The 12,596-nt window shown below is 54.0% G+C and carries 10 protein-coding genes; 8 read left to right on the top strand and 2 right to left on the bottom strand.

What is annotated here, in order from left to right; all coding sequences use genetic code 11:
- Positions 1-2: 2 nt before the first annotated feature.
- The 6 genes from argD to clpB all read left to right on the top strand — a co-directional run bounded on the left by argD (position 3) and on the right by clpB (position 9,432).
- The gene (gene argD, locus QSJ10_RS03595) at positions 3-1,163 is read left to right on the top strand and encodes an acetylornithine transaminase (RefSeq protein ID WP_049624660.1); all 1,161 of its coding nucleotides are present in this window, start codon (positions 3-5) and stop codon (positions 1,161-1,163) included.
- A gap of 88 nt (positions 1,164-1,251) precedes the next feature.
- Positions 1,252-2,316 (top strand): carbamoyl phosphate synthase small subunit, encoded by a 1,065-nt coding sequence (locus QSJ10_RS03600; RefSeq protein ID WP_033015608.1) that lies wholly within the window; start codon positions 1,252-1,254, stop codon positions 2,314-2,316.
- Positions 2,309-5,437 (top strand): carbamoyl-phosphate synthase (glutamine-hydrolyzing) large subunit, encoded by a 3,129-nt coding sequence (gene carB, locus QSJ10_RS03605; RefSeq protein ID WP_053532540.1) that lies wholly within the window; start codon positions 2,309-2,311, stop codon positions 5,435-5,437. Before QSJ10_RS03600 ends, carB begins: the two co-directional genes overlap by 8 nt.
- The gene (gene argF / locus QSJ10_RS03610) at positions 5,434-6,372 is read left to right on the top strand and encodes an ornithine carbamoyltransferase (protein WP_053532542.1); all 939 of its coding nucleotides are present in this window, start codon (positions 5,434-5,436) and stop codon (positions 6,370-6,372) included. Before carB ends, argF begins: the two co-directional genes overlap by 4 nt.
- Before the next feature lie 184 nt (positions 6,373-6,556).
- Entirely contained in the window at positions 6,557-6,736 is a 180-nt protein-coding gene (locus QSJ10_RS03615; protein WP_011230299.1) for a YjzC family protein, read from the top strand.
- 107 nt (positions 6,737-6,843) lie between these two features.
- Entirely contained in the window at positions 6,844-9,432 is a 2,589-nt protein-coding gene (clpB, locus tag QSJ10_RS03620; RefSeq protein WP_053532544.1) for an ATP-dependent chaperone ClpB, read from the top strand.
- Between the two features lie 468 nt (positions 9,433-9,900).
- On the opposite strand, the gene QSJ10_RS03625 is transcribed toward clpB, so the two are convergent.
- Positions 9,901-10,089, bottom strand: coding sequence for a YjzD family protein (locus QSJ10_RS03625; RefSeq protein WP_053532171.1), 189 nt, complete (start codon positions 10,087-10,089; stop codon positions 9,901-9,903).
- Positions 10,090-10,227: 138 nt separating this feature from the next.
- Here QSJ10_RS03625 and QSJ10_RS03630 point away from each other — a divergent pair, with 138 nt between their 5' ends.
- Positions 10,228-10,968 (top strand): alpha/beta fold hydrolase, encoded by a 741-nt coding sequence (locus tag QSJ10_RS03630; RefSeq protein ID WP_053532172.1) that lies wholly within the window; start codon positions 10,228-10,230, stop codon positions 10,966-10,968.
- 165 nt (positions 10,969-11,133) lie between these two features.
- Here the strand turns inward: QSJ10_RS03630 and QSJ10_RS03635 are convergent, their stop codons facing one another.
- The gene (locus QSJ10_RS03635; protein ID WP_033015622.1) at positions 11,134-11,385 is read right to left on the bottom strand and encodes a hypothetical protein; all 252 of its coding nucleotides are present in this window, start codon (positions 11,383-11,385) and stop codon (positions 11,134-11,136) included.
- Positions 11,386-11,643: 258 nt separating this feature from the next.
- On the opposite strand from QSJ10_RS03635, the gene QSJ10_RS03640 reads away from it, so the two are divergent.
- Complete coding sequence (locus QSJ10_RS03640; protein ID WP_033015623.1) at positions 11,644-12,576, top strand: beta-ketoacyl-ACP synthase III; 933 nt, start codon at positions 11,644-11,646, stop codon at positions 12,574-12,576.
- Positions 12,577-12,596 lie beyond the last annotated feature (20 nt).

Genomic DNA, 12,596 nt, shown 5'->3' on the forward strand with positions numbered 1-12,596 from the left:
TAATGAGCGCGCTGTTTCCAACTTACAACCGTTGGAATATCGCCGTCCAGTCGGCCGAAGGGACGGTGGTGACCGATGTGAACGGAAAACAATATCTCGACTTTGTTTCCGGCATTGCCGTCTGCAATCTCGGCCATCGCCATCCGCATGTCCAAACGGGCATTGAACAACAGCTGAATCAATATTGGCACGTCTCGAACTTGTTTACGATCCCGATTCAAGAAGAGGTCGCCTCCTTGCTTGTCGCCCACAGCGCCGGCGATTATGTTTTTTTCTGCAACAGCGGGGCGGAAGCGAACGAGGCGGCGCTGAAGCTGGCGCGCAAACATACCGGGAGACATAAAGTCATTACGTTCCGCCAGTCGTTTCACGGCCGCACGTTCGCGACGATGACGGCGACCGGGCAGGAGAAAGTGTATAGCGGTTTTGGTCCGCTGCTTCCGGAATTCATTCACTTGCCGCTGAATGATGTCGACGCGCTCAAGCAGGCGATGAGCGAAGAAGTGGCGGCAGTCATGCTTGAAGTCGTCCAAGGGGAAGGCGGCGTCCGCCCGGTTGACCCGGCGTTTTTGCAGACAGCGTCGGAGCTGTGTCAACAGCACGGGGCGCTTTTGATCATCGATGAGGTGCAAACTGGCATCGGCCGGACTGGGAAGCCGTTTGCGTACCAGCACTTTGATGTGGAGCCGGACATCATCACCGCAGCGAAAGGGCTTGGCAGCGGCATTCCGGTTGGGGCGATGATCGGCAAAGCGTTTTTGAAAGAATCGTTTGGACCTGGGGTGCACGGGTCGACGTTTGGCGGCAACCCGATCGCGATGGCCGCCGCCAAGGCGACGTTAGAAGTGGTGTTTGATCCGGCGTTTTTGCAAGATGTGCAGGAGAAAGGCCGCTATTTGCTTGCACGCCTCCATGACGCGCTCGCTTCGCTTGACATCGTCAAGGACGTGCGCGGACTCGGGCTGCTGGTCGGAATCGAGTGCCAAACGGACGTCGCACCGCTGTTGCCATTGATTCACGAAAACGGCTTGCTCGTCCTTTCGGCGGGGCCGAACGTGATCCGCCTGTTGCCGCCGCTTGTCGTGACGAAAGCGGAAATCGATGAAGCGGTGGACATTTTGACAAACGTGTTGAACAACGCCAACGCCTCAGCCGTCTTGTAAACGGACGGCCGACGGCTTAATTTTTATTCTTGTTCATGCATAAAAATTCCCGAACGGTTATAAAAACTCAAACGATGAGGTGGCGCCAATGAAAGCGTATTTGCATGTGGCGAGCGGAAAAACGTTCAGCGGGGAGCTCGCCGCTCCGCTTGAAGAAAAGGTGAGCGGGGAGATCGTTTTTTTCACCGGCATGACCGGGTATCAAGAAGTGTTGACCGACCCGTCGTATAAAAACCAAATCATCGTTTTTACGTACCCGCTCATCGGCAATTACGGCATCAACGAAAACGATTTTGAAAGCAAGCGGCCGCACGTCGAAGCGGTCGTCGTCTACGAAGCGAGCCGAGAAGGGTTTCATTACGGGGCGAAATACAGTCTGGCGGAATACTTGCAGCATTGGAACATTCCGCTTCTCACGCACGTGGACACGCGCGCCCTTGTGAAAGAAATCCGCACCGCTGGAACGATGATGGCGGAATTAAGTTTGTCGCCGATTTCAGCCGTTGGAGGCGTGGAAGCAGTATTTCCCGTGCGCGCGGTGTCAACGAGAACGATCGAAACATACGGCGAAGGCGGCCCGCATTTGGTGCTCGTCGATTTCGGCTATAAAAAATCGATTTTGCAGTCGCTTCTTGCGCGCGGTTGCCGGGTGACGGTTGTGCCGCATGATACGGCGCCGGAAGCGATTGACGCGCTGAAACCGGACGGGCTTGTCCTCTCGAACGGCCCAGGCGATCCGAAACAGTTACGCCATCAGCTTCCCGCTATCCGTCAGCTGATCGACCGGTATCCGACGCTTGCGATTTGCCTTGGCCATCAGCTCGTTGCCTTGGCGTACGGGGCGGATACGGAAAAACTCCGTTTCGGGCATCGCGGCGCCAATCAACCGGTGTGGGACGCGGTGAAACAAAACGTGATGATGACATCGCAAAACCATAGTTATGTCGTCAAAGAAGGCAGTTTGGTGGGCAAACCGTTTGACATTCGTTTCATCAACGTCAACGACGGTTCGGTCGAGGGCATCGTCCATCGCCATAAACCGATTTTGTCCGTGCAATACCATCCGGAGGCGCATCCCGGGCCGCACGATACCGGCTATATTTTCGACGAATTTTTGCAAACCGTGTTCAAGGGAGAGAACGTCTATGCCTAAAGATTCTTCGCTTCAATCGATTCTCCTGATCGGGTCGGGGCCGATCGTCATCGGCCAGGCTGCTGAGTTTGATTATTCCGGCACACAGGCGTGCATCGCCTTAAAGGAAGAAGGATACCGCGTTATTTTAGTGAACAACAATCCGGCGACGATCATGACCGATGATGTCCATGCCGATGCCGTGTATTTTGAACCGCTCACCGTTGAGGCGGTCGAAGCGATTATTGCCAAAGAACGCCCGGACGGGCTGCTCGCCACATTCGGGGGCCAGACAGGGCTCAACTTGGCGTTTCAGCTGCATGAAGCCGGCGTGCTTGAAAAGTATGGGGTGAGACTGCTCGGAACACCGATTGAAGCGATTAAGCGCGGGGAGGACCGCGAAGCGTTCCGCGCGTTGATGCACGAGCTTGGCGAACCGGTGCCGGAAAGCGAAATTGTTACAAGCGTCGAGGAAGCGGTCGCGTTCGCCGAACAAATCGGTTTTCCGATCATTATTCGTCCTGCATATACGCTCGGCGGGACGGGCGGCGGCATTGCCGAAAACATGGAGCAGTTTCTCGCGCTCGTGGAAAAAGGATTGAACGAAAGCCCGATTCATCAATGTTTGATCGAACGGAGCGTCGCCGGATTTAAGGAAATTGAATATGAAGTGATGCGCGACCAATCGAATACGTGCATTACCGTTTGCAATATGGAAAACGTCGATCCAGTCGGCATCCACACGGGCGATTCGATCGTCGTCGCACCGTCGCAGACGTTGACCGATGAGGAGTACCAAATGCTCCGTTCGTCGGCGGTGAAGATCATTTCCGCATTAGGGATCATCGGCGGCTGCAACATTCAGTTCGCCCTTGACCCGAACAGCAAACAATATTACTTAATCGAAGTCAACCCGCGCGTCAGCCGCTCGTCAGCGCTCGCCTCGAAAGCGACCGGCTACCCAATCGCCCGCATTGCGGCGAAGCTGGCGGTCGGCTATACGCTCGCGGAACTCGTCAATCCGGTGACGAAAACGACGTACGCCAGCTTTGAACCGGCCTTGGATTATGTCGTCGTCAAGTTTCCGCGCTTGCCGTTTGACAAGTTTCCGCACGCGGATCGGAAGCTCGGCACGCAAATGAAGGCGACCGGGGAAGTGATGGCGATCGACCGTAACATGGAGCGGGCGTTTCAAAAAGCGGTGCAGTCGCTCGAAGGCAAAAACAACGGACTGTTGTTGCCGGAGCTTTCGGTGAAAACGAATGATGAGCTGAAACAGCTGCTTGTCGACAAAGACGACCGCCGCTTTTTCGCGATTTTGGAACTGCTCCGCCGCGGGGTGGCGGTTGAAGCCATTCACAAATGGACGAAAATCGACCGCTTTTTCCTTTGCTCGTTCGAGCGGCTTGTCGCCCTTGAAAAACAGGCAGCGGCTGCAACGTTGGATACGATTGAGGAGCAAACGTTCCGTTTCTTGAAAGAAAAAGGATGTAGCGACGCCTTTTTAGCTGAAACGTGGGGCGTGACGGAGCTTGACGTGCGCAACAAGCGGAAGGAACTTGGCATCGTGCCGTCATACAAAATGGTCGACACGTGCGCGGCCGAATTTCATTCAGAAACGGATTATTACTACTCGACTTATTTCGGCGAAGACGAGCGAAAACAACCGAGCGGCAAAGAGAAAGTGCTGATCATTGGAGCCGGACCGATCCGCATCGGCCAAGGCATTGAGTTTGACTACAGCTCCGTTCATAGCGTGTTCGCCTTGCAAAAAGAGGGCTATGAAACGGTGATGATCAACAACAATCCGGAAACGGTGAGCACCGACTTTGCCGTCGCCGACCGTCTGTACTTTGAACCGCTGACGCTTGAGAGCGTCCTCGATGTTATCGAAGCGGAACAAATCAAGCATGTCATCGTTCAATTTGGCGGTCAGACGGCGATCAATTTGGTCAAAGGACTCGAAGAAGCAGGTGTGCCGCTGCTTGGCGTCACGTACGATATGATTGACCAGCTCGAGGACCGCGATCGTTTTTACCAGTTGCTTGAGGAACTTGACATCCCGCACGTACCGGGCTTGGTGGCGAACAATGCCGAGGAGCTCGCCGCCAAAGCGGCTGAGATCGGCTACCCGGTGCTGCTTCGTCCGTCGTATGTCATCGGAGGCTGCGGCATGTTTATCGTCCATAGCGAGGCGCAGCTCGCTGCTTTGATCGAGCAAGGCGAGTTGACCTATCCGATTTTGATTGATGCGTATTTGGACGGGAAAGAGGCAGAAGCGGACATCGTGACGGATGGAACAGACATCGTGCTGCCGGTCATCATTGAACACGTCGAAAAAGCCGGCGTCCACTCCGGTGACAGCTATGCTTGGCTGCCGGCGCAGACGCTCACAGGTGAAGAAAAAGCGAAAATCATCGACTATGCGGGCCGGATTGCGAAAAAACTCGGCTTTAAAGGAATTATGAACATTCAATATGTCATTGCGGACGGCAATGTATATGTTCTGGAAGTGAACCCGCGCGCGAGCCGGACGGTGCCGATCGTCAGCAAAACGACCGGCGTGCCATTGGCGCAAATTGCGACAAAGTTATTGCTTGGGAAATCACTCGTCGACATCGTTGACGAAAAAGCTCGCGGATTGGCGGTCATGCCGTACGCCGTGTTAAAGTATCCGGTCTTTTCGACCCATAAGCTGCCGGGGGTTGACCCGATGGTTGGACCGGAGATGAAATCGACCGGTGAAGGCATCAGCATCGCCGCAACGAAGGAGGAAGCGGCGTATAAAGCGTTTTATCCGTATTTGCAAAAGAAAGCGAACGCGAACGAGGTCTACGTCATCGGCAACATCGACGCCGAGCTGGAGGCAGAGATGACGGCGAAACAGCTGACCATCGTCGCTGATGTCCCGTTTTCCGATTGGGTGAAGCGCGACACGGCGCTTGCAGTGATCGACTTGGGCAAAGAGGAAGGCGAAGCGAACAAACGAATGACTGCGTTGTCCCGACAATTGCTCGTCTTCACGGAACGTGAGACATTGAAGCTCTTCTTGCAGGCGCTCGATGTCGATCATCTTGATGTGCAGCCGATCCATGGCTGGTTGGAAAAGAAAAAACAGGCAGAACAGGCGGTGATCGCATGAATGCAGTGATGTCATTAAAAGGGAGAGATTTTTTAACGCTTCTTGATTTCTCGACAGAAGAAATTTTGGACTTGCTGGCGTTAGCAGCTGATTTAAAAGCGAAACAAAAAGCCGGTGTATCGTATACGCCGCTTTCCGGGAAAACAATGGCGATGATTTTTGAAAAGCCGTCAACGCGCACGCGCGTGTCGTTTGAAGTCGGCATGATTCAGCTTGGCGGCCAGGCGATGTATTTAAACGGAAACCATTTGCAGCTTGGCCGCGGCGAAACGATCGCCGATACGGCCCGCGTCTTGTCGCAATACGTCGATGTCATTATGATTCGCACATTTGCCCATCAAAAAGTCGAGGAGTTGGCCGAATATGCGTCCGTTCCGGTCATCAACGGCCTGACGGACGACGATCATCCGTGCCAGGCGTTGGCGGATTTGCTGACGATTTATGAAGTGAAGAAAACGTTCCAAGGCGTCAAGCTCGCCTATGTCGGCGACGGGAACAACGTCGCCAACGCCTTGCTTGTGGCCGCGGCGAAAGTCGGCATGGATGTCGCCATCGCCTGTCCACCGGGCTATGAGCCAAAGAAAGAATATGTCGAGGCTGCGTGCCGGGTCGGTGAACAGACAGGCGCCGCCGTCACGGTGACGCACGACCCGCTTGTGGCGGTGGCGGGGGCGGATGCGATTTATACGGATGTCTGGACGAGCATGGGCCAAGAAAGCGAAAGTTCTGAGCGGCTGCAAGTGTTTCAGCCGTATCAAGTCAACGAAGAGCTCGTCAAAGCGGCAAAACCGGATTATCTCTTTTTGCATTGTCTGCCGGCCCACCGCGGCGAAGAAGTGACGGCCGGCGTCATGGACGGTCCGAACTCGGTCGTCTTTGAGCAGGCCGGCAACCGGCTTCATGCGCAAAAAGCGATTTTGTTGTCCGTTTTATAGCAAAGGGGGAATTCCCGTTTCGGGAGTTCCTTTTTCACTTTGAAAAGGATTTCGAGGGGAGAGCTCCTTTTCGTTGTGAACAGCTTGGCGTTCCGTTTGCGATCCTCCATCATTTTCCTTCTTATGAACAGCGATGAAACCGGGCATGATAACAAATGCAATCGAAGCAAGGGGGATGAAACAAATGGGCCAACCGCGCCATTTCAAACCAGGCGATAAAGCGCCGAACAACGGCGTGTATATTGAAATCGGCGAAACGGGAGACAATGTAAAGCACCCGAAAAAGCTGAAACTGAAAGCCGGCGATACGTTTCCAGAAACGTCGAACCATAACCGGCATTGGACGTATTTGCGCAAACCGTGAAGCAGAACAAAAGCCATTCCAAGTATGGAGTGGCTTTTCATTTGCCGTGCGCTTTGCGATCCGCTATAATGATTTATGGTCAAAGAAGGTCAAATGGAGGGGACGGCATGGACGTAAGCCGTTTGACAGAAAAACTGCAAGAGGCGCTCATGGCGGCGCAGTCGCTCGCCAAAGAGCGGCATCATCAACAGCTTGATGTTGAACATCTTCTGCTGGCGCTCCTCGAGCAAGAAGATGGCTTGGCGCCGCGGCTGTTTGCCCTTTGCGGCGCCGACCGCGCTCAGGCGATCCGCTGGCTGCAAGACCGGATTCGCCAAAAGCCGGAAGTGCACGGAGCGGGAGAGGGACAGATGTACGTTGCGCCTGCCTTGGCGCGGCTGCTTGAGGGGGCGGAAAACGAAGCGAAACGAATGCAAGATGAGTACATATCGGTCGAACATGTGCTGCTCGCGCTGTCTCATGGCGCCGAGTCGGTTGCCCAGCAACTGGCATCGTTTGGCTTGACAGAGCAAGCACTGGTAGAAGCCGTGAGAAAGGTAAGGGGGAATCAGCGCGTGACGAGTCCACATCCGGAAGCAACCTATGAAGCGTTGACCAAATACGGGCGCGATCTTGTCGCCGAAGCGAAGGCGGGAAAAATCGACCCGGTCATCGGCCGCGACAGCGAAATTCGCCGCGTCATCCGCATTTTGTCGCGGAAGACGAAAAACAACCCGGTGCTGATCGGTGAGCCGGGCGTTGGGAAGACCGCTATTGTCGAGGGGCTCGCCCAGCGCATCGTGCGCAAAGACGTCCCGGACGGGTTGAAAGACAAAACGATTTTCGCTCTTGACATGAGCGCGCTCGTCGCCGGAGCGAAGTTTCGCGGTGAGTTTGAAGAGCGGCTGAGGGCTGTATTGAACGAAATTAAAAAAAGCGAGGGCCGCATCATCTTGTTTATCGACGAGCTGCACACGATCGTCGGCGCCGGCCGGGCCGAAGGGGCGATCGACGCCGGCAATATGTTAAAGCCAATGCTTGCTCGCGGCGAGTTGCGCTGCATCGGGGCGACGACGCTTGATGAGTACCGGCAATACATCGAAAAAGACCCGGCGCTCGAGCGCCGCTTCCAACAAGTGCTTGTCCAAGAGCCGAGTGTCGAGGACACGATTTCGATTTTGCGCGGATTGAAAGAACGGTATGAAGTGCACCATGGAGTGAAAATTCACGACCGGGCGCTCGTCGCGGCCGCCGTTTTGTCCGACCGTTACATCTCTGACCGCTTTTTGCCTGACAAAGCGATCGATTTGGTCGATGAAGCGTGCGCGACGATCCGGACGGAAATGGAATCGATGCCGTCGGAGTTGGACGAAGTGATGCGCCGCGTCATGCAGCTGGAAATTGAAGAGGCGGCCTTAAGCAAAGAAACGGATGAAGCGAGCCGCGATCGGCTTGCGGCATTGCAAAAAGAACTTGCCGATTTGCGTGAAAAGGCGAACGCCATGAAAGCGCAATGGCAAAAAGAAAAAGAGGCGCTTGACCGCGTCCGCCGTTTGCGCGAGGCGCTCGAGCGGGCAAAACGCGAACTGGAAGAGGCGGAAAACGAGTATGATTTAAACAAGGCGGCGGAGCTTCGCCATGGCCGCATTCCGCAGTTGGAAAAGCAACTCAAACAGCTCGAGCAAGAAATCAGTGAGCAAAGTGAAGGGAAATTGCTGCGCGAGGAAGTGACGGAAGAAGAGATTGCCGAAATCGTGTCACGCTGGACTGGCATTCCGCTCACCCGCCTCGTCGAGGGAGAGAGGGAAAAGCTGCTTCGCCTTCATGAATTGCTGCATAGACGGGTCATCGGTCAAGACGAAGCGGTCGAGCTTGTCGCCGACGCCATCTTGCGGGCGCGGGCCGGCATGAAAGACCCGAACCGCCCGATCGGATCGTTTTTGTTCCTCGGACCGACCGGCGTCGGCAAAACGGAACTGGCCAAAGCGCTCGCCGAGGCGCTGTTTGACAGTGAGGAGCAGCTCATCCGTCTTGACATGTCCGAGTATATGGAAAAACACGCCGTCTCCCGCTTGATCGGAGCGCCGCCCGGCTATGTCGGCTATGAGGAAGGCGGCCAGCTGACCGAGGCGGTGCGGCGCAAGCCGTATTCCGTTCTGTTGTTCGATGAAATCGAAAAAGCTCATCCGGACGTGTTCAACATCCTGTTGCAGCTGCTGGATGACGGACGGCTCACCGATTCGCAAGGGCGGACGGTCGACTTTAAAAACACGGTCGTCATTATGACATCGAACATCGGATCGCCGCTGTTGTTGGAAAACAAACAGGGCGACATCGATGAAGAAACGCGCAAACAAGTGTTTGACCAACTGCGCGCCCATTTCCGCCCAGAATTTTTAAACCGGATCGACGATATCGTCTTGTTTAAGCCATTGTCGATGAATGAAGTGAAAGGCATCGTCGAAAAGTTCGCCCGCGAGCTGTCGGCCCGTTTGGCCGATCGGCATATCGAACTCGTGCTGACCGAAGCGGCGAAGCAATACATCGCCGAAGCGGGCTTCGACCCAGTATACGGCGCCCGTCCGCTCAAACGGTTTATGCAAAAGCAAATCGAAACGCCGCTTGCGAAAGAGCTGATCGCTGGGCGGGTGAAAGATTACAGCACCGTCACGGTCGATGTTGACAACGGGCAGATCGCCATTCGTCCGTCGGCGTAAACGAGCTGAAGGGGGCGCCGACGACGCGGAGAGACGTGCTTCTTGTCTGCCGGGGTTGGTCGCATTATTTGAGCATGGGCGGAAAACACAAGCCCAGATCAATATGGATGGAATGCTCCTCCACTTACACCTATATAGATGCAACGAAAAAGTTTAACATATCCTTGATGGAAAAGTCGCTTGTCCATTTTTCGACTGTCGAAGGCAAGCCACAGGCTTGCCTCCGTCACGTCAAGGAGTGACGGAAGACCGAACAACCACCCGCTTCACAGATCCATACATGGGTCTGAAAGCGACGTTGTTCGGTCGCCCGACAGTCGATCAAATGCTCGGTAAAAGCTACAAATGTTAAAGCTTCAAATTGCATCTATTATATAGGTGTTGAAGTGGGAGGATTCTCGGTTAAAGATGACAAAAAACAACGCCTTGGGACTTTCACCCCAAGGCGTTGTCTTATGAAGCGAATGATCAATGATGGTGATCCCCGGCCGGCTCGTCCGGAATCAAGGCTGCAATTACGAAGACTAAGATCGTCACGATCACGCCAAGCAAGGCGCCGGTTGCGAAATCATAGCCGGTCCCTTGCATCGAGCCCATGACGTACGTTGCCATTTGCACGAGCAAAAACGTCCAAAAAAACGTCCAAAACAAGCGCATCTTTGTTCCTCCCGTCTTCTCGTCATTCCTTTTCTTTTCTTATCTTATCACAATTTGTCGCGTAGGCATATACCCGGACGTTTTTTTTGGCCGCGCATATCGTATACTGTACCATTATGCATTGCCAAACAAGGGTGAATGGAAACGATGGCAGGACAACGGCGGTTTTTTCAACTCGATGAGCAAGGGTGCATCGTTCACGTGCCGGAGCGCCCAAATGGGTTTGCCCTTTTTTTAATGGGCGACGGCGACCATTTTGTGAACGAACAGACGAGTTTTTGGCTCGAGCATCCGGGGCGGCGCCAATGGCTGGAAGATTGGTTGGAACGTGGGTATACGGTCTTTTCGTCCCATTTGTACGGCTGGCATTGGGGGAGTCCGAAAGCGGTCCGGCTGGCGCGCCAGCTCATTTACTCGGTGTTGAAAAGCGAAATTGTGAACCAGCGCATCTATATCGTTGCCGAAGGAATGGGCGCGCTCGTTGCTTTGCAACTGCTTGGCGCCATGCCAAGTCAAATCCGCGCCGTCGCCATGATCAACCCTTGCCTTGACGTACGCGCCCAGCTTGACTATGAACAGGAACATCCATTCGTGTACCGGCGGATGGTGAGGGAAATCGCGACTGCCTATGGCTTGAAAGAAGAGGAGGTGCCCGAGGCTGTTCCGTCCCTCTTTCTCAGTCCTCATGACGTTCCGGTGACGATTTGGCAGCTGGCCGGAGTGAGCTCGTATCCATCCGCCTTGCATAGCCGTAAATATGAACAATGGATGAAAACGACAAACAACCGGGTGCGCGTCGTTTACGAGCTGCCGGAGAAACGGCGCCAACTGGCTCGGCAAATCGGGCAATTTTTCTGCCAATACAATGAACTCCCGTAAACGACAAGGGCAGGAGCTGACTCAAAAGCTCCTTTTTGATGAAATTTCACCCAAGTATTGAAAAGACCACCTCTGACCCCCGTGGTTGTACCGGGTTTTCAAGGTGGTCTATTTTTCCATGTTGCCTCAGATAGGGGTATTACCGCTTTTTTGGATCAGCCCCTGCTATTTTTTCAATAAGTCGACGAGCGAGGTGATCTTTTTCACGAGCGGTTTTAATTGTTGCAATGAGTCGGCTAGCGTATTGACGTTTTCAAACAGCTTCATGAAATCGATGTTCGGCAGTAAAGGCGGTTCTGCCTCGCTCCCTTGATCTTCGCGCTCGCCGGTTGTGCGAGAAGGAAAAGATCCGAACATTAGGCGGGAAAAATGGTCTTGCCGTTCGCGATGTTGTTCTTGTGCTTCGCCGTTGGCCATGGGCGATCCTCCCTTTCATGCGATGGTCGCTCGTATTTGTATTGTATGGCAGAAAGGAAAAAGCGGTTTGGACAAATGCCTTAGGGGAACGGAAAACGCTGGTTCAACTTTCGTTTTTTATTGCGCATCCACGCTCTTTCGGCTAAAATTAGTACCAAGTAATAATAATTGATAATGTAGACTGATTGTACATTCAAGTTTGGTTGTCAGCGTGAGCGTTTTTTTGCCATTTTGGGAAAGAAAGAGGAGATGAATGATATGGGAGCAGGAATTATCGGGGTCGGCCGCTATGTGCCGGAAAAAGTGTTGACCAACTTTGATTTGGAAAAAATGATGGATACATCGGATGAATGGATCCGGACGCGCACCGGGATCGAGGAGCGCCGCATCGCTCCGGATGACATCGATACGTCCCATATGGCGTATTTTGCCGCAGAAAGGGCGCTTCAAGACGCTGGCATTGAGGCGAAGGATATTGATCTCATTTTAGTTGCCACCGTCACCCCGGACCGTCCGTTTCCGTCGGTCGCTTGCATGCTGCAAGAGCGGCTTGGCGCCGTCAACGCCGCTGCGCTTGATATTAGCGCTGCCTGCGCGGGGTTTATGTACGGGATGGTCACGGCCGCCCAATTTATTGACACAGGCACCTACAAGTATATATTAGTAGTGGGGGCAGACAAACTATCGAAAATCACCGATTGGACCGACCGCAACACGGCGGTGCTGTTCGGCGATGGCGCCGGAGCGGTCGTCATGGGTCCGGTGTCGCCCGGGCGCGGGATTTTATCTTTTGAGTTGGGAGCTGACGGAACAGGAGGAAAACATTTATACAAAGACGAATATATCGTCATGAACGGCCGTGAAGTATTCAAGTTCGCCGTCCGGCAAATGGGAGAATCAAGCGTGCGTGTGCTTGAAAAAGCCGGGCTCACGAAAGACGATGTCGACTTTCTCATTCCTCATCAAGCGAACATTCGCATCGTCGAAGCGGCCAGACAGCGGCTCGAGCTGCCGGAAGAGAAAATATCGACGACGATCCGCCGATATGGCAACACGTCGGCCGCATCTATTCCGATTTCGCTTGTAGAAGAGCTGGAAGCGGGTAAAATCAGTGACGATGATCTCATCATTATGGTCGGATTCGGCGGCGGGCTGACGTGGGGCGCGATTGCCTTGCGCTGGGGCCGTTAACGGCACGGATATTATCGAAA

Source organism: Geobacillus stearothermophilus ATCC 12980 (assembly GCF_030369615.1).
Taxonomy (GTDB): Bacteria; Bacillota; Bacilli; order Bacillales; family Anoxybacillaceae; genus Geobacillus; species Geobacillus stearothermophilus.

Excerpts from the sequence above, each read along its gene's own strand:
- argD (WP_049624660.1), top strand. The coding sequence starts at position 3 with ATGAGCGCGCTGTTTCCAACTTACAACCGTTGGAATATCGCCGTCCAG.
- QSJ10_RS03600 (WP_033015608.1), top strand. The coding sequence starts at position 1,252 with ATGAAAGCGTATTTGCATGTGGCGAGCGGAAAAACGTTCAGCGGGGAG.
- carB (WP_053532540.1), top strand. The coding sequence starts at position 2,309 with ATGCCTAAAGATTCTTCGCTTCAATCGATTCTCCTGATCGGGTCGGGG.
- argF (WP_053532542.1), top strand. The coding sequence starts at position 5,434 with ATGAATGCAGTGATGTCATTAAAAGGGAGAGATTTTTTAACGCTTCTT.
- QSJ10_RS03615 (WP_011230299.1), top strand. The coding sequence starts at position 6,557 with ATGGGCCAACCGCGCCATTTCAAACCAGGCGATAAAGCGCCGAACAAC.
- clpB (WP_053532544.1), top strand. The coding sequence starts at position 6,844 with ATGGACGTAAGCCGTTTGACAGAAAAACTGCAAGAGGCGCTCATGGCG.
- QSJ10_RS03625 (WP_053532171.1), bottom strand. The coding sequence starts at position 10,089 with ATGCGCTTGTTTTGGACGTTTTTTTGGACGTTTTTGCTCGTGCAAATG.
- QSJ10_RS03630 (WP_053532172.1), top strand. The coding sequence starts at position 10,228 with ATGGAAACGATGGCAGGACAACGGCGGTTTTTTCAACTCGATGAGCAA.
- QSJ10_RS03635 (WP_033015622.1), bottom strand. The coding sequence starts at position 11,385 with ATGGCCAACGGCGAAGCACAAGAACAACATCGCGAACGGCAAGACCAT.
- QSJ10_RS03640 (WP_033015623.1), top strand. The coding sequence starts at position 11,644 with ATGGGAGCAGGAATTATCGGGGTCGGCCGCTATGTGCCGGAAAAAGTG.